22 protein-coding genes and 9 pseudogenes are annotated in these 22,245 nt (G+C 53.5%); 21 read left to right on the top strand and 10 right to left on the bottom strand.

The features are described 5' to 3' along the window. Nucleotides 1–38 precede the first annotated feature (38 nt). From AC3B5Q_RS14380 to AC3B5Q_RS14365, 4 genes and pseudogenes are all read left to right on the top strand, one after another. Nucleotides 39–2,501, top strand: a pseudogene (locus tag AC3B5Q_RS14380) (RHS repeat-associated core domain-containing protein); the annotation flags it as partial. A 113-nt stretch (nt 2,502–2,614) separates the two neighbouring features. Next, nucleotides 2,615–3,043 carry a hypothetical protein gene (locus AC3B5Q_RS14375; protein WP_103444340.1) on the top strand — a complete coding sequence of 143 codons (429 nt, stop codon included), beginning with the start codon at nt 2,615–2,617 and terminating at the stop codon, nt 3,041–3,043. A 3-nt stretch (nt 3,044–3,046) separates the two neighbouring features. Next, nucleotides 3,047–3,472 (top strand): tetratricopeptide repeat protein, encoded by a 426-nt coding sequence (locus AC3B5Q_RS14370; protein WP_275967273.1) that lies wholly within the window; start codon nt 3,047–3,049, stop codon nt 3,470–3,472. Nucleotides 3,473–3,624: 152 nt separating this feature from the next. Next, entirely contained in the window at nt 3,625–3,882 is a 258-nt protein-coding gene (locus AC3B5Q_RS14365) for an NTF2 fold immunity protein (RefSeq protein WP_275967272.1), read from the top strand. 30 nt (nt 3,883–3,912) lie between these two features. Here AC3B5Q_RS14365 and AC3B5Q_RS14360 read toward each other — a convergent pair. The 5 genes and pseudogenes from AC3B5Q_RS14360 to tnpB (AC3B5Q_RS14340) form a co-directional block, all read right to left on the bottom strand. Then, nucleotides 3,913–4,737: pseudogene (locus tag AC3B5Q_RS14360) on the bottom strand (IS66-like element ISPpu15 family transposase); the annotation flags it as partial. A 46-nt stretch (nt 4,738–4,783) separates the two neighbouring features. After that, the gene (gene tnpC, locus AC3B5Q_RS14355; RefSeq protein ID WP_488392644.1) at nt 4,784–6,340 is read right to left on the bottom strand and encodes an IS66 family transposase; all 1,557 of its coding nucleotides are present in this window, start codon (nt 6,338–6,340) and stop codon (nt 4,784–4,786) included. A gap of 18 nt (nt 6,341–6,358) precedes the next feature. After that, the gene (tnpB, locus tag AC3B5Q_RS14350) at nt 6,359–6,718 is read right to left on the bottom strand and encodes an IS66 family insertion sequence element accessory protein TnpB (protein WP_019437365.1); all 360 of its coding nucleotides are present in this window, start codon (nt 6,716–6,718) and stop codon (nt 6,359–6,361) included. Nucleotides 6,719–6,801: 83 nt separating this feature from the next. Further along, nucleotides 6,802–7,518, bottom strand: a pseudogene (locus AC3B5Q_RS14345) (IS66-like element ISPpu15 family transposase); the annotation flags it as partial. A gap of 16 nt (nt 7,519–7,534) precedes the next feature. After that, on the bottom strand, nt 7,535–7,894 hold the full coding sequence (gene tnpB, locus AC3B5Q_RS14340; RefSeq protein WP_223271162.1) for an IS66 family insertion sequence element accessory protein TnpB: 360 nt from the start codon (nt 7,892–7,894) through the stop codon (nt 7,535–7,537). A gap of 86 nt (nt 7,895–7,980) precedes the next feature. Between tnpB (AC3B5Q_RS14340) and AC3B5Q_RS14335 the strand changes: the two are divergent. The 10 genes and pseudogenes from AC3B5Q_RS14335 to AC3B5Q_RS14290 all read left to right on the top strand — a co-directional run. Then, nucleotides 7,981–8,421 (top strand): annotated as a pseudogene (locus tag AC3B5Q_RS14335) (RHS repeat domain-containing protein); the annotation flags it as partial. Between the two features lie 424 nt (nt 8,422–8,845). Continuing rightward, complete coding sequence (locus AC3B5Q_RS14330; protein WP_275967270.1) at nt 8,846–9,868, top strand: hypothetical protein; 1,023 nt, start codon at nt 8,846–8,848, stop codon at nt 9,866–9,868. Between the two features lie 79 nt (nt 9,869–9,947). Continuing rightward, nucleotides 9,948–10,589: an imm11 family protein gene (locus AC3B5Q_RS14325; protein WP_275967269.1), complete on the top strand. Its 642-nt coding sequence runs from the start codon at nt 9,948–9,950 to the stop codon at nt 10,587–10,589. 90 nt (nt 10,590–10,679) lie between these two features. Continuing rightward, nucleotides 10,680–10,889, top strand: coding sequence for a hypothetical protein (locus AC3B5Q_RS14320; RefSeq protein WP_274150149.1), 210 nt, complete (start codon nt 10,680–10,682; stop codon nt 10,887–10,889). Further along, nucleotides 10,846–11,184 (top strand): annotated as a pseudogene (locus AC3B5Q_RS14315) (HNH/ENDO VII family nuclease); the annotation flags it as partial. The gene AC3B5Q_RS14320 and the pseudogene AC3B5Q_RS14315, both read left to right, overlap by 44 nt. A gap of 86 nt (nt 11,185–11,270) precedes the next feature. Beyond that, a complete protein-coding gene (gene tnpB / locus AC3B5Q_RS14310) occupies nt 11,271–11,630 on the top strand; it encodes an IS66 family insertion sequence element accessory protein TnpB (RefSeq protein ID WP_019437365.1) in 360 nt (119 codons plus the stop codon). An 18-nt stretch (nt 11,631–11,648) separates the two neighbouring features. Then, nucleotides 11,649–13,205, top strand: a complete 1,557-nt coding sequence (gene tnpC, locus AC3B5Q_RS14305; RefSeq protein ID WP_488392643.1) for an IS66 family transposase — start codon at nt 11,649–11,651, stop codon at nt 13,203–13,205. A gap of 94 nt (nt 13,206–13,299) precedes the next feature. Next, nucleotides 13,300–13,563 carry a GH-E family nuclease gene (locus AC3B5Q_RS14300; RefSeq protein ID WP_275967266.1) on the top strand — a complete coding sequence of 88 codons (264 nt, stop codon included), beginning with the start codon at nt 13,300–13,302 and terminating at the stop codon, nt 13,561–13,563. A 7-nt stretch (nt 13,564–13,570) separates the two neighbouring features. Beyond that, nucleotides 13,571–13,999, top strand: coding sequence for a tetratricopeptide repeat protein (locus AC3B5Q_RS14295; protein WP_103469031.1), 429 nt, complete (start codon nt 13,571–13,573; stop codon nt 13,997–13,999). Between the two features lie 255 nt (nt 14,000–14,254). Beyond that, nucleotides 14,255–14,437 (top strand): annotated as a pseudogene (locus AC3B5Q_RS14290) (transposase); the annotation flags it as partial. Nucleotides 14,438–14,694: 257 nt separating this feature from the next. Here AC3B5Q_RS14290 and AC3B5Q_RS14285 read toward each other — a convergent pair. The 3 genes and pseudogenes from AC3B5Q_RS14285 to AC3B5Q_RS14275 all read right to left on the bottom strand — a co-directional run. Further along, nucleotides 14,695–15,012: a hypothetical protein gene (locus AC3B5Q_RS14285; RefSeq protein ID WP_021785021.1), complete on the bottom strand. Its 318-nt coding sequence runs from the start codon at nt 15,010–15,012 to the stop codon at nt 14,695–14,697. 89 nt (nt 15,013–15,101) lie between these two features. After that, a complete protein-coding gene (locus AC3B5Q_RS14280; protein WP_021785022.1) occupies nt 15,102–15,398 on the bottom strand; it encodes an immunity protein Tsi6 family protein in 297 nt (98 codons plus the stop codon). Continuing rightward, nucleotides 15,395–16,453: pseudogene (locus AC3B5Q_RS14275) on the bottom strand (polymorphic toxin type 46 domain-containing protein); the annotation flags it as partial. The gene AC3B5Q_RS14280 and the pseudogene AC3B5Q_RS14275, both read right to left, overlap by 4 nt. A gap of 106 nt (nt 16,454–16,559) precedes the next feature. Here AC3B5Q_RS14275 and AC3B5Q_RS14270 point away from each other — a divergent pair. The 5 genes and pseudogenes from AC3B5Q_RS14270 to AC3B5Q_RS14250 all read left to right on the top strand — a co-directional run. Further along, nucleotides 16,560–16,757 (top strand): hypothetical protein, encoded by a 198-nt coding sequence (locus AC3B5Q_RS14270; RefSeq protein ID WP_441295759.1) that lies wholly within the window; start codon nt 16,560–16,562, stop codon nt 16,755–16,757. A 108-nt stretch (nt 16,758–16,865) separates the two neighbouring features. Next, on the top strand, nt 16,866–17,615 hold the full coding sequence (locus tag AC3B5Q_RS14265; protein WP_321141940.1) for a PAAR domain-containing protein: 750 nt from the start codon (nt 16,866–16,868) through the stop codon (nt 17,613–17,615). 12 nt (nt 17,616–17,627) lie between these two features. Beyond that, a complete protein-coding gene (locus tag AC3B5Q_RS14260; RefSeq protein ID WP_028696994.1) occupies nt 17,628–18,302 on the top strand; it encodes an SMI1/KNR4 family protein in 675 nt (224 codons plus the stop codon). A gap of 189 nt (nt 18,303–18,491) precedes the next feature. Further along, nucleotides 18,492–19,226, top strand: coding sequence for a hypothetical protein (locus AC3B5Q_RS14255; protein WP_488392642.1), 735 nt, complete (start codon nt 18,492–18,494; stop codon nt 19,224–19,226). Nucleotides 19,227–19,349: 123 nt separating this feature from the next. Next, nucleotides 19,350–19,731 (top strand): annotated as a pseudogene (locus AC3B5Q_RS14250) (phage late control D family tail protein); the annotation flags it as partial. Here the strand turns inward: AC3B5Q_RS14250 and AC3B5Q_RS14245 are convergent. After that, nucleotides 19,717–19,914: pseudogene (locus AC3B5Q_RS14245) on the bottom strand (transposase); the annotation flags it as partial. The pseudogenes AC3B5Q_RS14250 and AC3B5Q_RS14245 overlap by 15 nt on opposite strands. Before the next feature lie 135 nt (nt 19,915–20,049). On the opposite strand from AC3B5Q_RS14245, the gene tnpB (AC3B5Q_RS14240) reads away from it, so the two are divergent. Both tnpB (AC3B5Q_RS14240) and tnpC (AC3B5Q_RS14235) read left to right on the top strand, forming a co-directional pair. Beyond that, nucleotides 20,050–20,409: an IS66 family insertion sequence element accessory protein TnpB gene (tnpB, locus tag AC3B5Q_RS14240; protein WP_019437365.1), complete on the top strand. Its 360-nt coding sequence runs from the start codon at nt 20,050–20,052 to the stop codon at nt 20,407–20,409. 18 nt (nt 20,410–20,427) lie between these two features. Then, nucleotides 20,428–21,984 carry an IS66 family transposase gene (tnpC, locus tag AC3B5Q_RS14235; protein WP_488392641.1) on the top strand — a complete coding sequence of 519 codons (1,557 nt, stop codon included), beginning with the start codon at nt 20,428–20,430 and terminating at the stop codon, nt 21,982–21,984. A 16-nt stretch (nt 21,985–22,000) separates the two neighbouring features. Here the strand turns inward: tnpC (AC3B5Q_RS14235) and AC3B5Q_RS14230 are convergent, their stop codons facing one another. Beyond that, on the bottom strand, nt 22,001–22,219 hold the full coding sequence (locus tag AC3B5Q_RS14230) for a hypothetical protein (protein ID WP_488392640.1): 219 nt from the start codon (nt 22,217–22,219) through the stop codon (nt 22,001–22,003). Between the last annotated feature and the right edge of the window lie 26 nt (nt 22,220–22,245).

The raw sequence follows: 22,245 nt of genomic DNA, 5'->3' as shown, positions 1-22,245 counted from the left end.
GGCGAGATTGCTCTTTTAGCCGATAATTCGACAACTAGGCCGTTGAAACGCTCACACAGTACCGCTACGACGAACACGGCCAGCTGAGCGCGGTGATCAACCGCAACGGCGACACCGTGCGCAGCTTCAGCTACGCCGACGGCCTGATGGTGACCCAGAGCAACGCGCTGGGGCTGGGCTGCCACTACCGTTGGCAAACCCAGGGCGACAAGCCACGCGTGGTCGAACACTGGACCAGCGACGGCGAGCACTACCACTTCCGCTACGATCTCGATAGCCGCACCAGCTGGGCCACCGACGTGCTCGGCCGCGAGCTGGAAGTGCAGTACAACGCCGACCACCGCGTGGTCGCCAGCCGCGACTATGGCGGCGAGTGTTACGCCATCGAGCTGGACGAACACGGCAATATGGTTGGCCTGACCTTGCCGGACGGTAACCGCCTGCAATTCAAGTACGACGAATTCTCCCGCCTGCTCGAAGAGACCGACCCGCTCGGCCGCAAGACCCAGTACGAATATCACCACCTGACCATGCTGGTGACCCAGGTCAGCTACCCGGACGGCACCACTTGGCGAGCGCGTTACGACGACAAGGGCAACCTGCTCGCCGAATTCGATGCCCTCGGCCAGATGACCGAGTACCTGAACAGCGATGACGGCCTGCCGCACACCATCATCGATGCGACCTACAAGTCCAAGTACCTGTGGTGGAACACCCTGGCCCAGGTCGAACGCTATCAGGACTGCTCGGGCAAGAGCACGTACTACCGCTATGACGAGCGCCAGCACCTGGTCGCGGTAACAGGCGCGCTGAACCAGACCACCACGCTGGAGCGCAAGCCCGACGGCGAAGTGCTGCGCATCAGCCACCCGGACGGCACCACGGAAAGCTTCACCTACAACGTCTACGGTCAGGTGCTCAGCCACACCGACGGCAAGGGCCAGACCACCCGCCTGATGCGCACGGCCCGTGGCCTGCCGAGCAGCCGCCAGGATGCCAAGGGCCAGCGGGTTCGCTACGAGTACGACAAGGCCATTCGCCTGACCGCGCTGGTCAACGAGAACAACGCCACGTACAGCTTTGCCTACGACGCTTCGGACCGGCTGAGCGAAGAAGTGCGGGTGGATAACCTGACCCGGCGTTTCAGCTACAACGTCGGTGGCCATCTCACACGACTGGATGAGATTGGCTATGGCGAGAATGCCGAGCGGCCAGAGCGCCATACGCTCTTTGAGCGTGATGCCATTGGCCGTTTGATTGCCAAGCTCAACCGTGATGCGAGCCAGACATTCGCATACGACGACGGTGACCGGTTGCTGAGCATCGAGCGGCAACCGACCGGGATCGGCAAGCAGCTTGGGATCGCGGAAGAAAAGCTTGAGTACGCCTACGATCTGCTCGGTCGGCTGACCCAAGAAATCAGCCCTTACGGCACGCTCGGCTACGAGTACGACCCACTCAGCAACCTGACCACGCTGACCCTGCAGGATGGGCGCAAGGTCAATCACCTGTACTACGGCAGCGGTCATCTGCACCAGCTGAATCTAGATGGTCAGGTGATCAGCGACATGGAGCGCGATGACCTGCACCGCGAGGTGTACCGGACCCAGGGCAAGCTCACCAGTTGCTTCGGTTATGACGCCATGGGGCGCAAGGCCTGGCAGTTTGCCTCGAGCTTGCCGGCCGACAAGCTTTCGCAGGTGCACAGTCGCGATACCGGTTCGCTGATCGGCAGTGAGGAGTTCCGCTACGACCCGGCAGCCAACCGCCTGGACTTCAATGCGCGGCAATTCGACAAGGTCAAGGACAACCGGATCAAACAGTGGCGGGATCAGGAGTACCGCTACGACCCGTGGGGCAACCTGATCGAGAAGCGCTCGGGGCACAGTAAGCTGCAGCACTTCAGCTATGACTGCGAGAACCGGCTGGTGCGGGCGGAGACGTTGGTCAATGGCAAGCTGGAAAGCCAAGGCGAGTACCGGTACGACAGCCTTGGGGGGCGGGTGGCCAAGCAGGCTGAAATCAAGGGCGAGGTCGAACAGAAGCGCTTCCTCTGGCAGGGGCTGAGGATGCTGCGGGAGGAAACGCCTGCGAAGAGCATCTTGTACCTGTACGAGCCGGGTAGCTATGCGCCGTTAGCGCGGGTCGATCAAGTTGAAGGGGAAGAGCAGAAGGTCTATTACTTCCATACGGATCAGATTGGTACGCCGTTGGAGTTGACGGACAGCGAGGGCAAGATTGTTTGGCAGGCGACGTATCGGTCTTGGGGGGCGATTGAGCAACTGGCGATCAATGAAGTCGAGCAGAATCTACGGCTCCAGGGCCAGTACTTTGATGTTGAAACGGAGCTTCATTACAATACGTTCCGATATTATGATCCTGAAATTGGACGATTTATTTCTCATGACCCTATAAGCTTGCTCGGTGGTGATAATTTATACATTTTTGCACCTAGTACCACTGGATGGATTGATCCTTGGGGGCTAAGCTGTCGAACAGAGTATCTGGGCAGAACTCCTGGCAAATCTAGCAGGACCGGCCGAATTGAATCAGTTCTACCGGTCGCCAGATAATATTGTTGGTCCGCACGAAAGTTTTCAATATTGAGGTGTTTATGAAAGATTTGTCGGAAGTGAACTTGCAGCTGTATCAAAGAATAGTAGCGGCTATGGAGTCTGGAAATGCACTGCAAGAGAAAGGGGCTTATCAGGCTGCTTTAGAAAAGTACAAAGAATCGTGGAGTATGCTTCCCGACCCAAAAGAGCAGTGGGATCTTTGCCACTGGATCGAAAAATGCAATTCCGAGGTCTATTTGAAGCAGCAAGATTATGAAAGTGCGAAGATATGGGCGCTCAAGGCGGTTGAGTCGAAACCACCTCGAGAAACGTCCAGTTTTATCATTCTTGGTGCATGTTTTCTCGGGTTGGGTGAGGAGGGATATGCATTTGACGAAATGAAAAAAGCTTTCGATATGGGCGGCGAGAGAGCATTCAAGGGATTTGATAAAAAATATCTCGCCTTCTTTGCTGGTTTCAAAGGTTAAAGAATGGGATTTTTACCAGATCAGGTTCATGAGGAGATACTGGTTCTTAGTGAACAGGGTAATCTGCTGATGGAAAAAGGTCGATATCCTGATGCTGTCGAAGCGTTCACGGCTGCCTTGGTCAAACTGCCTGAACCCATCGAGCAGTGGGAGGCGTTCGTTTGGTTGAAGGCCAGTATTGGGGACGCTCTATTTTTTATGCAGGACTATAGTCGGGCCTTGAGCGAGTTTTTTGAAGCCGCCAACGGCCCGGACGGCGCACAGAATGCGTTCGTAATTCTTCGTTTAGGCGAGTGTCTATACGAACAAGAAAATCCAGATGCGTTGGATTATTTATGCAAAGCATATTTTTTGGAAGGGGTAGATATTTTCAAAGACGAAGATATAAAATACTTTAGCGCCGTTGAGTCTGTATTGGGAATGGCATGAATGTAACGTCTGTTTTTTTTGGGGCTGGATCTTATCATCGCCAATCTGTGATGTGTATTGTAAAGGCGAGAAAATTCTTGAAGGTATTTTTTGGAATTAAAATGACTAAGGAAATATAGTGCTGAATCACTCCTAGTGAACTAGTAGCTTTCATGAGGGAAATGAACTGCTGGGAGGTTGAGTTCTTTGGCCAGCGTAAAAAAAGCCTGGCTCAGGGGGTAGAAGATTCTCAGCTAAAAGAAAAGTATGCAAAGCAACTTGAGGAGATACTTGATAAATATGCCGTTAAGGATAAGTCTAATTATGGGCGACTTGTCGATCTTGGGTGCACTAAGCCTGCCACTTATGATCCTGCGACTGATGAGTTAGAGGTTTTGGAGGGGGGTGAGAAAACGGTAACCGATCCATGAACCCCACCTACCAGAAGGTGGAAGCCAAGGTTACCGTGGCATCTCTGGCGAACAGTTCCATGGCAGCAGCGCTTCGTAGTCTGCTATCGATGAGGCGTGCGGCAGTCGCTCCAGGACGTGGCGCAGCCACGTATAGGGCTCTTGGCCGTTGACCTTGGCGGTTTCGACCAAGCTGTAGATCTGCGCGCTAGCCGTGGCTCCCTTGGGCGTGTCACTGAACAGCCAAGCTTTGCGCCCGATCACAAACGGCTTTATGGCCCGCTCTGCCAGGTTGTTGTCGATCGGCAGGTGGCCCGCCTCGACATACCGCTCCAAGCGGTTCCAGTTGTTTGCCAGGTAAAGCACCGCCTTGCCCAGTACGCTTTGCGGTGTCACCTGTGAGTGCGTCTTGTCGAGCCAACTTTTCAACTGCTCAAGGATCGGCAGGCTTCGTTCCTGACGACCGAGGAATCGCTGTTCATCGCTGGCATCCTTGAGGTCGCGTTCGATGCCATACAGTTTGTTGATCATCGTCAGCGCAACATCGGCGCGACCGGTCTTGCCCTTAGGCTGCACCTTCTGCGCTTCGACGAATTTACGCCGGACATGCGCCATGCACGCCAGTCGTTCAACGCCCGACTGTAGCGCCAACGCGTTGTAGCCGGCGTAATCATCGGTCATCACGTAACCGCGATAGCCCTCCAGCAGGCGCAGCGGCACCTCCTGCGCGCGGCTGGTGGTGTAATCGAACAGCACGACTTGTCGATCAGGCGGGCCACTGGCCTGCACCCACATCCAGGATTGACTGGTCGGATCACGATCCGGCTCTTTGAGCACCTGCACGCGAGTTTCATCGCAATGGATCACCGGGCTTTCCGAGTGCGATCCATGAACCCCACCTTCTAAAAGATAGGGCCTCAGCTTACCGTGGTATCTCTGGCGAGCAGTTCCATGGCAGCAAGGCTTCGTAGTCTGAGACCGACGACGCATACGGCAGGCGCTCAAGTACGTGGCGCAGCCACGTATAGGGCTCCTGGCCGTTTACCTTGGCGGTCTCGACCAAGCTGTATATCTGCGCACTTGCCGTGGCGCCCTTGGGCGTGTCACTGAACAGCCAAGCCTTGCGCCCAATGACAAACGGTTTTATCGCACGCTCTGCCAGGTTGTTGTCGATTGGCAAATGGCCCGCTTCGACATACCGTTCCAGGCGGCTCCAGTTGTTTGTCAGGTAATGCACCGCCTTGCCCAATACGCTTTGCGGCGTCACCTGGGCGTACGTCTTGTCCAGCCAGCTTTTCAGCTGACCGAGGATCGGTAAGCTTCTTTCCTGGCGACCGATGAACCGCTGTTCGTCGCTGACCTCCTTGAGGTCGCGCTCGATGTCATACAGCTTATTGATCATCGTCAGCGCCACATCGGCTCGTCCGGTCTTACCCTTGGGCTGCACCTTTTGTGCTTCGACGAACTTGCGGCGCGCGTGAACCATGCATGCCAGTCGCTCGATACCGGGCTGCAACGCCAAAGCGTTGTAACCCGCATAATCGTCGGTCATCACATAGCCGCGATAGCCTTGCAGCAGACGCAATGGTACTTCCTGCGCACGGCTGGTGGTGTAGTCGAACAGCACAACTTGTCGATCAGGCGGGCCACTGGCTTGCACCCACATCCAGGATTGGCTGGTCGGGTCTCGATCCGGTTCTTTCAACACCTGGACGCGGGTCTCATCGCAATGAATCACCGGACTTTCCAGCAGCCGATCACGCATCAGGTTCAACAGCGGCTGGAAGTATTTACTGCACTGGATCACCCAACGCGCCAGGGTTTGTCGTGGAATCTCGATGCCGTGGCGGGACAGCACACTTTCAAACCTGTGTAGCGGCAAGCCATCGACGTACTTGGTCGTCAGCAGCATGGCCAGCACGCTTGGGCTGGCCATGCTTTTTTCGATTAACTGGGCGGGCTTGTCAGCAGTGACAGGAGCAGTCTCGCAACCACGGCAGCCATAGATCTTGCGCACGTGTTTGAGTACGCGGATCTGCATCGGCACGATATCGAGCTGCTCGCTGGTTTCTTCGCCGATGACATGCTTGCGGCAACCGCAGGCGCAGGTCAGTTCGTGTTCGGGCAACTCATGGATAACTTCGATACGTGGCAGATTAGCCGCCAATGACTTGCGCTTGCCACGGCGCTTGACCGGGACAACGACTTCTTCATTGGCATCATCGACTACAGCCAGCAGAGGGTCATTTTCCGCTTCATCGAACATGGCCAGTTGCGGCGTTTTGGGATCGACGGTTTGCTCGGACTTGCGGCCAAAGAAACGGTCACGCCATAACTTGATTTGTTCTTTCAGATCGTCAATTTGGACGATGTGGGCCTGATTGACTTCCTGCTCGCGCAAACGGGCAGCATAGCTCTCAAGCAATAATTGCTTGAGCAGGGCAGGATCGTCTGGGAGATTGTCGGGCACGGAAATCATGCCGCGGATTATACCGGGTCAGGCGACGTAGCGCGGAGTCAAAACCTGATGAGGACGGTTGCGCCAAAGGTCGAAACCGTCGAGCAGCCAATTGAGTTCTTGGACGGTCAGGACAATCGCTTCGTCGCTGGGCTCAGGCGACATTTTGAAGCGCTCGGCTTCCAGGCGCTTGAGCCAGAGGCAGAAGCCGTTGCGCTCCCAGTACAACACTTTGATCCGATTACGCGCCTTGTTGAGGAAGACGAAGAGCACGGGGTCGAACACGGCGACTTTGATATCCAGTTCTACCAAGGCAGTAAGGCCGTCGATGGACTTTCGAAAGTCCACAGGCTTGGGGTAGAGGTAGACTTTTTCGACTTTGCTGTCGGGGCGCATCATGCAGGGCTGGCTCCAGAAGGAAATCGGGAGCACAGCATCGGGCATCAGGTAAGCGCTTTGAATGTGGGGTTCATGGAGCACTTACGGCTTTCCAGCAGGCGGTCACGCATCAGGTTCAGCAGTGGCTGAAAGTGTTCGCTGCACTGGATGACCCAGCGGGCCAGGGTTTGCCGGGGGATCTCGATACCATGTCGGTTCAGCACCGTCTCGAAGCGGTGCAGCGGCAGGCCATCGACGTACTTGGTGGTCAGCAACATCGCCAGCACGCTGGGGCTGGCCATGCTCTTTTCAATCAATTGGGCCGGCTTGTCAGCGGTGACCGGCGCGGTTTCGCAGCCACGGCAGCCATAGATTTTGCGTACGTGTTTAAGCACACGGATCTGCATCGGCACGATGTCGAGCTGTTCGCTGGTTTGCTCGCCAATCACGTGTTTGCGGCAACCACAGGCGCAAGTCAGTTCGTGCTCGGGCAAGTCATGAATGACTTCAATGCGTGGCAGGTCAGCCGACAGTGGCTTGCGTTTGCCGCGCTGCTTGCTTGGCGCAACAACTTCTTCGTCGGCATCATCAGCGGTAGGTACCCACTGACTTTCGGGTTCATTGAACAACGCCAGTTGGGGCGTGTTGGACTCGACGGTTTGCTCGGACTTGCGATTGAATAATCGGTCACGCAGCAGCTTGACCTGTCCTTTAAGATCGACGATCTGACCTTTGTCGACCGTGCGCTCGACCAACAACTGCGCAAGCAGTAGTTTGAGCGCGGCAGGGTCGTCAGGAAGGTTATCGGGCACTGAAATCATGGCCCGGATTACCCGGTCAGGCGACGAAACGAGGAGTCAAAACCTGATGCGGACGGTTGCGCCAGAGTTCGAAACCGTCGAGTAGCCAATTCAGTTCCTGGACGGTCAGCACGATAGCTTCGTCGGTCGCGTCGGGTGAAGTTTTGAAACGCTCGGCTTCGAGGCGCTTGAGCCAAAGGCAGAAGCCGTTGCGCTCCCAATACAACACCTTGATGCGGTTACGGGCTTTATTGAGGAAGACGAAAAGTACCGGGTCGAACACGGCGACCTTGATGTCCAGTTCGACCAGGGCAGTGAGGCCGTCGATGGACTTTCGAAAGTCCACGGGCTTGGGGTAGAGGTAGACTTTTTCGACTTTGCTGTCGGGGCGCATCATGGCGGGCTGGCTCCAGAAAGAAATCGGGAGCACAGCATCGGGAATCAGGTGGACGGTTGGAATGTGGGGATGATGGATCCCTTACGAAGCGCTTCCTCTGGCAGGGGCTGAGGATGCTGCGGGAGGAATCGCCTGCGAAGAGCATCTTGTACCTGTACGAGCCGGGTAGCTATGCGCCGTTGGCGCGGGTTGATCAGGTTGAAGGGGAAGGGCAGAAGGTTTACTACTTCCATACTGACCAGATTGGTACGCCGCTGGAGCTAACGGACAGCGATGGCAAGATTGTTTGGCAGGCGACGTATCGGTCTTGGGGTTCGATAAAGCAATTGGTTGTCGATAAGGTCGAGCAGAACCTTCGGTTCCAAGGGCAGTACTTCGATCATGAGGCAAGTCTGCATTATAATATGTTCCGCTATTATGATCCTGAAATGGGTAGATTTATAGTGCAGGATCCATTAGGTTTGATGGGGGATAATCTTTATCGTTACGGCCCGAATCCAATACTATGGATTGATCCTCTCGGCTGGATGCCATTGGCCAACCCAGTTAAAGTGGGGCATCACATGGTTCCTCATTTTTTAGCTACCTCTTTAGGGATACCCCGTTCAACTCATTTAATAACGTCCCTTCCATGCTCTGGCTGGAGCCTGGGCAATGGAATAGAATGGAGCACAGCGGTATGCACGGTTACAATGGTTTGGGCGCGAGTACCAAGCCGGCCGTGACGCTAGATGCTTTCAAATCCGAAGGCCTAACGAATGAGAAATGGTTGCAGTCGTTGGAGGCACATTACAATAGCCCGGAAATTTCCCACCTTAGAGGGGATTTAAGGCTTGTTGAGAACGGAAATCCTGGGCGTATTATTGCTGCAAATGTTTCCCCTGCCGAGGGTTGGGCAGCAACCAAGGCATGGGCGCGATCCAAAGGTGCAAGTTTGCCAGGGTGTAGTTGATGAATAACGCTAAAGTTAGTTACGTAACAGTTAATGATTCGAGGCTAGTGGCTGGCGGTAAGCTAGAGATTGGTAGTGCGGTAGTGGGGTTGAATGAATTCGATTTTGGCGAGTTTGGGTCTATCCAGAGAAAAGTTGTTGTAGGCTGGTTTGGTGAAGAGCGAGCTAGATATGCTAGTGCTGTGCGTGCGCGAGAGATTTCCTCCAAGGAAATATCCATAATTGTCGAGTCCGACGGGCCAGTTGTACTAGATCTCGGCTGCGAAAAACTATTGCTGGACGAACAGAGGCAGGCTCGAAACTTCTACAAGTTGTTTGTTGAAATTTCATTAGAAGTTCCGCTGGAAGCGTTTGGTGAGGTGCCGGATCATATTAAGCCGCTACTGCAATACTCCGAAATATTGCATGTCACGGTTTCCCTCTCTAGCGGCGATGTAGGCACGCACATAGAATCAAGTTCCAAGCGTCCGGTGTATGATGGGTACGGAGAGTTGGGTTTTTTCCTTGCTGACTTGGATAAAATGAATGAGTATGTTATTTCCAGGTTGGGTAGTGGCGTTATTAATCTTAAGGACGCATTCTGCCAGACTGAAATTGCCAATGAGCTGTTTTCGGAAGGCTTATTAGTTTTAATTTGGGGGATGACGCCGTGGCACTATTATCTGTATGGCTTGAGCGGGCCTGAAGATGCTGCTTATATCCCAAAACTCATGAATCCCCAGTTTCAAGGTACCTATAGATTGCGTCATGATATTCAAAATCCAAGCGTTGTTCCAGGTGAGTTTTTGCTGAATTGGCCTGAATGCCTTGGCAAGAGCTTTCCAAAGATACACATAGGTGGGGAAGGGGAGTTGTTGAAGGTCGAAATCAGTGTCATGGGTTTTTACATTCCAAATGTCGGCGTTGGACCTCCGCTGTCGGTAATCACTGCCAGCAGGGAAGAAAATGAGCCTATTATTAATCCATTGCTAATGGTCGATATTGAGGCTGTAGAGCCTGGGCTATGTTTTGATGTGTCGTGAGATGCTGTTTGTAAGGTGTGGAATTGAACGCATAATTTTATAACAGGTTTGTAGTGGATGCGATTACGGGGCGCTTGCTATGAGTGAGAATGAAGAGAATTACTATGTTATGAGCTATAACTCGACGGAGGCAGGATGTCCTGTGAGCATGGCAGGTTTTTTCAATTGCCAGAAATTCGAATGGGATCCCTACGAATCGAATCCTGAAAGGTTGGATATAAAGCATCACTATAGCCTTGAATTGACGAGTTTGGATTTGGATTTTGGAAGTTTAGATTTCGATTTTTATCAGGTCGGCGCTATATATGTTTCAAAAAAATTCTTAGACGTTTGCGATAGTGTGGGCGCCAAGTACAGGGCTGTTCCCTTTGACTTGAAATCTGGAAACAAAATAAGACAGGGTGAATTTTTTATTTTTCTTCCGGGCGAAAGCTTGGTGGCGATGGATAAAGAGCGTTCCATATACGAAGTGTCAAAAGATATTGACAGCGGCGTCATAATTAACAGTCCGCTTTACCCTGGCTCGGTGAGTATTGATAAAATAGACTTGTTTGTGGTTTCTAAATCTGTAAAAAGTGATATTTTTCGTTGCCAAGAGACGCTGGAGTTATTTTGCAGTGAGCGGTTCTTGTTGGCGGCAAGTGATTTAAAGGGGGTTTCGTTTAGTAAGGTGGATAGTTCCTATAAGTATGATCCATGGGCGGAGTTTGATGAGCTCTAATTGCTATTGATACAAGGTGATTTATAAACTATCTACTAAATATTAACCCAGTTGACCAAGGCCGGTACCCAAGCCGGCATGAAAGCCGTCATGCCTTGCGCCCTGAAGTTCACGTCCGGCTTCGTCGCCGGTGAGGTGGCCAGCCGTTACGTGGTCGAACCCGTGGCCCGCAGAGCTATCGGCGGCCTGGTCGGCAACCCCGTCGACATCGCGACGGGCCGCAAGCTGATCCCCGATGAAATCGACTTCAGCCTGCCACAACCCGATCCACCGCCGTTACCAGTACGACCCGGCCGGTGAACTGGTGCGTACCCTCGACAAGCTACGCGGCGAGATCAAGGACGAATACGAAGCCAACGGCCAGTTGCGCAGTCGCGATACCGGCTCGTTGATCGGCAGCGAGGAATTCCGCTACGACCCGGCAGCCAACCGCCTGGACTTCAATGCGCGGCAGTTCGACAAGGTCAAGGACAACCGGATCAAACAGTGGCGCGATCAGGAGTACCGCTACAACCCGTGGGGCAACCTGATCGAGAAGCGCTCGGGGCACAGCAAGCTGCAGCACTTCAGCTATGACTGTGAGAACCGGCTGGTTAGTAAGTGCTCCATGAACCCCACATTCAAAGCGCTTACCTGATGCCCGATGCTGTGCTCCCGATTTCCTTCTGGAGCCAGCCCTGCATGATGCGCCCCGACAGCAAAGTCGAAAAAGTCTACCTCTACCCCAAGCCTGTGGACTTTCGAAAGTCCATCGACGGCCTTACTGCCTTGGTAGAACTGGATATCAAAGTCGCCGTGTTCGACCCCGTGCTCTTCGTCTTCCTCAACAAGGCGCGTAATCGGATCAAAGTGTTGTACTGGGAGCGCAACGGCTTCTGCCTCTGGCTCAAGCGCCTGGAAGCCGAGCGCTTCAAAATGTCGCCTGAGCCCAGCGACGAAGCGATTGTCCTGACCGTCCAAGAACTCAATTGGCTGCTCGACGGTTTCGACCTTTGGCGCAACCGTCCCCATCAGGTTTTGACTCCGCGCTACGTCGCCTGACCCGGTATAATCCGCGGCATGATTTCCGTGCCCGACAATCTCCCAGACGATCCTGCCCTGCTCAAGCAATTATTGCTTGAGAGCTATGCTGCCCGTTTGCGCGAGCAGGAAGTCAATCAGGCCCACATCGTCCAAATTGACGATCTGAAAGAACAAATCAAGTTATGGCGTGACCGTTTCTTTGGCCGCAAGTCCGAGCAAACCGTCGATCCCAAAACGCCGCAACTGGCCATGTTCGATGAAGCGGAAAATGACCCTCTGCTGGCTGTAGTCGATGATGCCAATGAAGAAGTCGTTGTCCCGGTCAAGCGCCGTGGCAAGCGCAAGTCATTGGCGGCTAATCTGCCACGTATCGAAGTTATCCATGAGTTGCCCGAACACGAACTGACCTGCACCTGCGGTTGCCGCAAGCATGTCATCGGCGAAGAAACCAGCGAGCAGCTCGATATCGTGCCGATGCAGATCCGCGTACTCAAACACGTGCGCAAGATCTATGGCTGCCGTGGTTGCGAGACTGCTCCTGTCACTGCTGACAAGCCCGCCCAGTTAATCGAAAAAAGCATGGCCAGCCCAAGCGTGCTGGCCATGCTGCTGACGACCAAGTACGTCGATGGCTTGCCGCTACACAGGTTTGAAAGTGTGCTGTCCCGCCACGGCATCGAGGTTCCACGACAAACCCTGGCGCGTTGGGTGATCCAGTGCAGTAAATACTTCCAGCCGCTGTTGAACCTGATGCGTGATCGGCTGCTGGAAAGTCCGGTGATTCATTGCGATGAGACTCGCGTCCAGGTGTTGAAAGAACCGGATCGAGACCCGACCAGCCAATCCTGGATGTGGGTGCAAGCCAGTGGCCCGCCTGATCGACAAGTTGTGCTGTTCGACTACACCACCAGCCGTGCGCAGGAAGTACCATTGCGTCTGCTGCAAGGCTATCGCGGCTATGTGATGACCGACGATTATGCGGGTTACAACGCTTTGGCGTTGCAGCCCGGTATCGAGCGACTGGCATGCATGGTTCACGCGCGCCGCAAGTTCGTCGAAGCACAAAAGGTGCAGCCCAAGGGTAAGACCGGACGAGCCGATGTGGCGCTGACGATGATCAATAAGCTGTATGACATCGAGCGCGACCTCAAGGAGGTCAGCGACGAACAGCGGTTCATCGGTCGCCAGGAAAGAAGCTTACCGATCCTCGGTCAGCTGAAAAGCTGGCTGGACAAGACGTACGCCCAGGTGACGCCGCAAAGCGTATTGGGCAAGGCGGTGCATTACCTGGCAAACAACTGGAGCCGCCTGGAACGGTATGTCGAAGCGGGCCATTTGCCAATCGACAACAACCTGGCAGAGCGTGCGATAAAACCGTTTGTCATTGGGCGCAAGGCTTGGCTGTTCAGTGACACGCCCAAGGGCGCCACGGCAAGTGCGCAGATATACAGCTTGGTCGAGACCGCCAAGGTCAACGGCCAGGAGCCCTATACGTGGCTGCGCCACGTACTTGAGCGCCTGCCGTATGCGTCGTCGGTCTCAGACTACGAAGCCTTGCTGCCATGGAACTGCTCGCCAGAGATACCACGGTAAGCTGAGGCCCTATCTTTTAGAAGGTGGGGTTCATGGATCGCACTCAATTGAAAATATGAGAGGCGAGGGTCGAATTAGAGGTAAAAGTGACTCGATGGAATTTAAAAGCTCGACCGATAAGCAGTGGTATCCGGTTCGAGAGGCCGATATGGCAAATAAGTATGATGCGGTGACATATTGGAATGATAGAGGTGGATTCTTTGGAGCTAAGTCTAAGGAGGTCATGAAGTGGATGCTGGATCCGAAGAGCTATGATCTAGAGCATTATTCGTACAACAGGTCGGCAGGTGCAAAATTGAATCAGTTTTACCGGTCGCCAGATAATATTGTTGGTCCGCACGAAAGTTTTCAGAATTGAGGCGCTTATGAAAGATCTGTCGGAAGTGAACTTGCAGCTGTCTCAAAGAATAGTAGTGGTTGTGGAGTCTGGAAATGAATTACAAGAGAAAGGAGATTATCAGGCTGCTTTAGAAAAGTACAAAGAATCGTGGAGTATGCTTCCTGACCCAAAAGAGCAGTGGGATCTTTCCCATTGGATCGAAAAATGCAATTCCGAGGTCTATTTAAAGCAGCAAGATTATGAAAGTGCGAAGATATGGGCGCTCAAGGCGGTTGAGTCGAAACCACCTCGAGAAACGTCCAGTTTTATTATTCTTGGTGCATGTTTTCTCGGGTTGGGTGAGGAGAGACATGCATTTGACGAAATGAAAAAAGCTTTCGAAATGGGCGGCGAGAGAGCATTCAAGGGATTTGATAAAAAGTATCTCGCCTTCTTTGCTGGTTTCAAAGGTTAAAGAATGGGATTTTTACCAGATCAGGTTCATGAGGAGATACTGGTTCTTAGTGAACAGGTAATCTGCTGATGGAAAAACGTCGATATCCTGATGCTGTCGAAGCTTTCACGGCTGCCTTGGTCAGACTGCCTGAACCCGTCGAGCAGTGGGAGGCGTTCGTTTGGTTGAAGGCCATATGATCCTGCAACTGCTGAGTTAGAAGTTTTGGATGGGGATGAGAAAACGCTGACGATTCAAGTGCAGCAAACTAACTGCAAAGCTCGGACACGTGCCAAGGTCGAGCATCCGTTTCGGGGGATCAAGCGCCATTTCGGTTACGTGAAAGTGCGTTTTTGTGGGCTGATGAAAAACACGGCTCAGTTGACCACACTGTTCGCCGTGTCGAACCTGAGGATGGCTGGAAAACAGCTGATGGGTATGGGTGAACTGCGCGCTTAAAAGGGAAATCTGGGCGAAAAGCCTCTGAAAACATGACGCATTGAGCGCTTTTTCGATAGATAGCTCTGCGTGATGGGGAAATATCAACTTACCGCCCCGCACGGCAAGTTGATCGGCGCTTCCTTAGATGCGCTTTGTTTCTGCATGTTGATTATGTGCTTTCTGGTCAAGACGCTTAGATTAGGCACAATTGGCGCTCTGTGTCTGATTGATCAAATGGATTGAACTCATGAAAAGATGGCAAGGCTGCCCGCCCATCATCCCTGGGAGGGTTTCTCCCCCATGCGCGCCTTGAGCTTGTGCAGGGTAGGGGACTCGCCCCCGGACAGCTCGATACGAAACTCGGCGAAGGCGTGCTCGAGATCGGCATACTGCTGCAGCCCTTCTTCGGTGAACAGATAGCTTCCGGGGATGTCACGCCATTCCATCGGGGTGCGGATCCGCTGCTGCTTTGCCGCGTTCAACAAGAGCGTCAGTTCTACACTCAACTTCATGGCGGCCGGGTCGTGTGACTTCAGCCGGTCAATGATGACACGCAGCGCTATCGATTTTTGCCGGAGTGCGTAAATGTCCATCGTGGCTCAGCCTGCTGGGTGTAGGGTTTATAGCTTTCGTCAGTGACTGCGCTCGATGTTCAGTGGCGGGCCTGATCGAACGTCGGCAATCAATCGGGCAGTTGAATTTTGAGGCCACGAGCCGACTGGATGGCTACGTAATAGGCGTCTTTCAGTGCTCTGGCCAACTCGGGGTCATTTTCTTCGAATTCTTTCGAGGCAATGGCACCGATACTGAGTTGGTGGAGTTTCGATTTATCTTGCTCACGCCCTTCGAACACGGCTTTCACATAGTCAAGTTGGTTTAATAGCATCCCATAAATGGGGTAAGCGGGACAGGCCTTGTTCCGCTGCGCGGTCATGTCGATAGCCTTCTGTACATAGCCGAGGGGGGTTGTGGGTTTCATAATGCACCTGGTGTTATCAGTTTGAAGAGCTCGCGTTGGCCAGAGGTGATCTGCCGAGCACCGCCAATGGCGTTATAGGGTGGGGAAGGAACGGACCAGGTATCCAGCACCGGTGCCGAGGTGCTCCTCAGCAGCGTGACCTTCTCAGTGCTCTGGTAGACGTTCCCGATCTTGAGCACGATGTTTTCCGTTTTGTAGATCTGGCCAAGCGGGTTGATCCCCAGTTGCCCTGGCACCACGTCAGGGGTAGGAGAGTACCACATGCCTTGCCGGCCGCCGGGCACCTGGAATTGCCAAAGTGTCTTGCTCCGGTTGACTGTTTCCGTGAAGACTGGTTGAGTGAAGTCCAAGCCGTTCATGTAGCTTCGTAGTCGGCAGGCTTAGAGCCCTGTGACTTGAAGAAGTTTACAGCAGTTTCCTGGTTGCCTCGTATGTTGATGTCCTGTGCCAAGTTACCCGTTCGAGCGAACTTCTTGTTCACGTACTCCCTACGGGAAACTTCCATTAAGCCTGGCTTATCCGGTGCCTGAGCAATGGGTGGTCGATCGGGTAGTGGTCGCAATGGCTCCGGTTGCGCTTTTGCACGAGAGATCGGTGTGGCCTCTTTGGGCTGCAACTCCGGCTGCGCCAACAGCTTCTGCTCATTCTTCGCCAACCAGGCCGCCAGCTGTTTGTTGGAGATCTCGGCTTGCAGCCGAGCGCTCCGGGCGGCAACGCTTTCCATGCTGCTCATGACGCCGCCTTCAGCTGCCCCCGAGTAAGGTAGGTGACGATGGCGGTCAGTAGCAGCAGCACCAACTGCTCCTACCCGCGAGCAAGCCGGCGTACAGCACGCTCGACACGCTCCTGGGCCTTCGCCGCGGAACCGCCGCTCGGGTCCAGGCCAGCGGGCTTGAGGCCATCCTCGGCGAACCAGGCCTTGCTGAAGGGTCGACAGGCCGGCAGGACCTGATAAAAATACTCGGCGATGGCGGACAGCCCAGGCCCATGAGGATCAGGTTGCCGACCTGCAGGCCAATGCCGGCGCCAAAGGCGAACGCCCCGGCCACAGTCCCAAAGGCATGACGGCGGAGGAGCGTAGTGCTTTCGATACGTTGGTTGAAAGTCTTCAACTGCGCTATCTGCCCGCGAACGAGGGGATGCTGAACAGGCCGAATCAGCATGACTGCGGCTGCTGCGAGATTAGATGATCCAATCGAGCACTCCAGCGCTTTAGGTAGATTGCTTGCTGGCTTAGCAATTGGTGCAGGCGCGGCACTCATAGGTATTGCCGTTATCGGGACCGGCGGGCTTGCGGCTGTAGCGCTAGCCGCGATGGTTGGCGCGGGAGCAGCTACCGGCGCTGGATCGGTCAACTGATTGGTAGCCTATCTTTCGCTTGTAGTGAAACAGGGTAAATACGATCAGGCTCAAGTAACGTTTATATAAATGGAAGCCTGCTGCGAGGGCTCATCTGGATAATGCCGAGTGTTCGGATCATCTAGGGGGGCTAAGATATTGGCCCAGGGTAGTGACTCGGTTTATATCAATGGTCAGCCTGCGGATCGAGTCGGTGACCGGACAGTTTGTGATGCAAAAATAAGTACTGGCTCCCCCAATGTGTGTATAGAAGGGGGAACAGCGACGACTGATGCAATTGCCCCGGAAGTTCCTGTTTGGCTTGAGCGTTCGGTGATGGCGTTGGGGCTGGCTAGCGCTTTTGCACTGGCAAGTCCAGTGTTGGTGATGGCGGGGTTGGCAGGTGGTATTGCGGGGCATTGGGCTGGCGGTGAGCTATTTGGTGAAGGCTCTGATGGCCAGAAACTGATGGCATTTGGTGGTGCTCTACTTGGGGGCGGTATTAGGGCCAAAGGTGGGAAAGCTTTCGATGCGCGATATGAGTTTAAGTCTCAGAGATTTGGCTCTAACCTTGATAACGTCAAGCTTGTAAAAAAACCGGTTCTCCTTGTTCCCATGAAGAAAATTACAGAAATGGAGATCTTTTCCCGGTTGACTTTCGAGGGTCAAGTAAAGGTGCTAAAGTACGAGCCGAACCTCCAAGGGTTGAGTGAAGTGGCAAATACGTCAAAAGGAGCAAAGTCTTTCACTGAGTGGGAGCTGTACAAGAAGGGGGGTATTTCTGTTGGTCCGGCGTTTCGTTCTGCCATGATAGATAAGGCCGCTAAATTGGAGCCGGAATTACAGCAGTATATCAATGGTTTGCTTTTGGGGTATTGAGGTGATATGAAGATGAATTGGTCTGATTCTTTAAGGCTGCGTATTACAGGCGAGCTAAAGGGTTATGATGTGTATTTTTCAGCTGACGATGTTCCTCTTGAAGTAGACTTTCCCAAGCAGTGGCTTGGGTTTGGTTTTCTCGATAGTGAAAAAAAACATATTCCTGTGGAGTGGGCTGATTTTTCTGAGTTTTTGCCTTGGGTAAGCGCGTGGCTCGACAAATGTGTGTTAGGAACTGTTTTGGCAGTGAGTGATAGGCCGTATCTCATGTATGTATATGGCGAGGGTGGTGATTTGTATTTCTATATGGGGGGGGCTCCGCTAGGCGTTGAAGGGTCAGATCTCGATAGTTATCCCTGCCTTCCTGCGAGCTTCAGGCAGTTCTATTCAAGGTTGCATAATGGCTTTGGGTTCTATATTGGTTGTACTATGGGGCCATCAAGGTTGGAAGATTTTGTTCCAATCAAGGATTTGTGCGATGAAGATTATCCGACGCTTCCTGATATGCTAGGAGTTTTTTCTAGCGGCGCTGGTGATTATTTGGCTTTAGGTGATGACCCATTCAAAGACGAGGCTTTTATCTGGTGGCATGAAAAGCCAGAAAGTCCCACAGAAGGAATCGATTTATGGAATGTGATGGACTCATGGATGTCAATTTTTTTGGAGAACTCTGACTCTAACGAGTGATGTTAGGTATGAATGTTTGCGATAAGATTGAATATAGGCAGTGCATGCCGTAAGCCAGCGAGCCCAGGGGAAGTGGCTTTGCGCGAAACTTTCAGGCTAGGTGATGATTCGAAGACTATTTCTCGGCTAGCAGTTTTCAGTCGATTTCGTTTTTGCGACCTGATCGCCAGAGGGCATGAGGGCGAGACGATGACTGAGGTTGGTATGTTCTCTAAAGGTGACTTATTGCAGTCCTTTGCTTGCGTGGATGAATACGCCGGTTGCTATTTTTTTCAGCACAAGCTTCCCAAAGTAGTTTATGAATATTGTTTGAAAAGTGCAGATAGGAGAGACCTGCTGGTTATATCTGAGGGCGTAAGTGACAGGGAGTTTTCTTTGGAGGTTGTTGAGCAGGCGCCTGACTCCTTGAGCCAGGATAAGACTATAATATTTGATATTGCTCCGAATAAGTATGAGTTTACTCATGTGTTGGTTGTGCCCAATACTTATCACGGCAGCTTGAAAGGACGGCTGGAGGCTAAACGAGAGAACTTGCATCTTTGTATTCCTATACATCGGTGTGAGTTTTCGGGAGGCGAATCTGAGGGTGAATTTAAAGAAATGATTCAGCGTATGATTCCTGTCTTTCGTTGGAGTAGGAAGGTTTGTCCTAAAATTAAAGTGTATTTTGATAATCCAGGGACTGAAACCGGCACCGATGAGGCTGGCGTGTTGATGAAGTACCCTACACTATTATCGGAGATAGAGAATATCGGTGGTGTGATTAATGGATTTATTGAGATTACAAACTATAAGGGCGAAGTGGTGGAAGTCCTGTCTCCAAAAAAAGAAGTGTTTACTCTAGTTTGTAACCGGAAAGATGAAGAAGTACTCACGTATTCTCAATTGGTCGAGGCTTTGAACGGTTTTGTTTTTGCTGGATGATGGGGTTTGCTAGGCAGAAGTTACTGGGATTGGCGGTCTTTAAAATGCAAATTTTAGGTGACGACCGCTGGCTTTGAGGCGGTCGGATGTTTTACTTTCTATTTTAACACTGGCCCTGGCGAGATTGCCGAAGACTCCGGCGTACCGCTGAAGTCGATGCCGGGCCAGCACGTCAGTATCCGAATCGAGCTGGCCGAAGGTGGCGCTCAGTACATAACCGGCTACCTCACACGCTTTGCCAGCATCGGCAGCGACGGCGGCATGGCACGCTATTCCGCTAACCTCAACCCGTGGTTCTCGATGCTGAAGAACCGCGTCGACACGCGGATCTTCTAGGGCAACACGGTCGAGGAAGTGGTTACCGAGGTGTTCGCCCTGTGCCCGGCGTTCTCTCGTCACGAGTTCCGCCTGACCCGCCCTCAGAAGCGCTACACCTACGTCACCCCAGTACCGTGAAACCGACTTCAACTTCGTCCAGCGCCAGCTGGAGGAGCTTGCGAAGTTCGGCCTGCTGATCGTCGTCTTGCTGACGCTGCTCTTGGGGCTTGCTGTAGACCTTGATCCAGGCGTAGAGGCTGTGCACGGACATGCCCAAGCGCTGGGCGACATCGGCGACAGGTTTACCTTTCTCGGTCACTTGCTTGACCGCTTCGATCTTTAATTCTTCGGGGTAACGCTGACGACTCATGGCACCTCCTATTTGGGCCTCATTATGAGGCTTGGAGGTGTCTATGAAACGTAAGTGCTCCATGAACCCCACATTCAAAGCGCTTACCTGATGCCCGATGCTGTGCTCCCGATTTCCTTCTGGAGCCAGCCCTGCATGATGCGCCCCGACAGCAAAGTCGAAAAAGTCTACCTCTACCCCAAGCCTGTGGACTTTCGAAAGTCCATCGACGGCCTTACTGCCTTGGTAGAACTGGATATCAAAGTCGCCGTGTTCGACCCCGTGCTCTTCGTCTTCCTCAACAAGGCGCGTAATCGGATCAAAGTGTTGTACTGGGAGCGCAACGGCTTCTGCCTCTGGCTCAAGCGCCTGGAAGCCGAGCGCTTCAAAATGTCGCCTGAGCCCAGCGACGAAGCGATTGTCCTGACCGTCCAAGAACTCAATTGGCTGCTCGACGGTTTCGACCTTTGGCGCAACCGTCCTCATCAGGTTTTGACTCCGCGCTACGTCGCCTGACCCGGTATAATCCGCGGCATGATTTCCGTGCCCGACAATCTCCCAGACGATCCTGCCCTGCTCAAGCAATTATTGCTTGAGAGCTATGCTGCCCGTTTGCGCGAGCAGGAAGTCAATCAGGCCCACATCGTCCAAATTGACGATCTGAAAGAACAAATCAAGTTATGGCGTGACCGTTTCTTTGGCCGCAAGTCCGAGCAAACCGTCGATCCCAAAACGCCGCAACTGGCCATGTTCGATGAAGCGGAAAATGACCCTCTGCTGGCTGTAGTCGATGATGCCGATGAAGAAGTCGTTGTCCCGGTCAAGCGCCGTGGCAAGCGCAAGCCACTGGCGGCTAATCTGCCACGTATCGAAGTTATCCATGAGTTGCCCGAACACGAACTGACCTGCACCTGCGGTTGCCGCAAGCATGTCATCGGCGAAGAAACCAGCGAGCAGCTCGATATCGTGCCGATGCAGATCCGCGTACTCAAACACGTGCGCAAGATCTATGGCTGCCGTGGTTGCGAGACTGCTCCTGTCACTGCTGACAAGCCCGCCCAGTTAATCGAAAAAAGCATGGCCAGCCCAAGCGTGCTGGCCATGCTGCTGACGACCAAGTACGTCGATGGCTTGCCGCTACACAGGTTTGAAAGTGTGCTGTCCCGCCACGGCATCGAGGTTCCACGACAAACCCTGGCGCGTTGGGTGATCCAGTGCAGTAAATACTTCCAGCCGCTGTTGAACCTGATGCGTGATCGGCTGCTGGAAAGTCCGGTGATTCATTGCGATGAGACTCGCGTCCAGGTGTTGAAAGAACCGGATCGAGACCCGACCAGCCAATCCTGGATGTGGGTGCAAGCCAGTGGCCCGCCTGATCGACAAGTTGTGCTGTTCGACTACACCACCAGCCGTGCGCAGGAAGTACCATTGCGTCTGCTGCAAGGCTATCGCGGCTATGTGATGACCGACGATTATGCGGGTTACAACGCTTTGGCGTTGCAGCCCGGTATCGAGCGACTGGCATGCATGGTTCACGCGCGCCGCAAGTTCGTCGAAGCACAAAAGGTGCAGCCCAAGGGTAAGACCGGACGAGCCGATGTGGCGCTGACGATGATCAATAAGCTGTATGACATCGAGCGCGACCTCAAGGAGGTCAGCGACGAACAGCGGTTCATCGGTCGCCAGGAAAGAAGCTTACCGATCCTCGGTCAGCTGAAAAGCTGGCTGGACAAGACGTACGCCCAGGTGACGCCGCAAAGCGTATTGGGCAAGGCGGTGCATTACCTGGCAAACAACTGGAGCCGCCTGGAACGGTATGTCGAAGCGGGCCATTTGCCAATCGACAACAACCTGGCAGAGCGCGCGATAAAACCGTTTGTCATTGGGCGCAAGGCTTGGCTGTTCAGTGACACGCCCAAGGGCGCCACGGCAAGTGCGCAGATATACAGCTTGGTCGAGACCGCCAAGGTCAACGGCCAGGAGCCCTATACGTGGCTGCGCCACGTACTTGAGCGCCTGCCGTATGCGTCGTCGGTCTCAGACTACGAAGCCTTGCTGCCATGGAACTGCTCGCCAGAGATACCACGGTAAGCTGAGGCCCTATCTTTTAGAAGGTGGGGTTCATGGATCGCACTCTATGAAACCAGGGGCGATTCAGGTTGATCCCCAGCAGCGTGTTGACAGGGTAGTTTTTGCCGGTGTTTCCTTTGGGCAGTTCTGCCTGCCCGGCATTCGGGAATGTGAACCAGGTCGCATCAAGTTCGATGCATGGTGGCACTTTTCCTGGAGCAGGCAGTCGCATGATCCCGTACAGCTTGCGCGACACGCGCGTCTGCAGGATACGCCCGCACC

The sequence above is a fragment of the Pseudomonas sp. D5(2026) genome (genome assembly GCF_057766845.1).
Note: the sequence above shows the minus strand (reverse complement) of the source record. Positions and strands in the feature narration are given on the sequence as shown.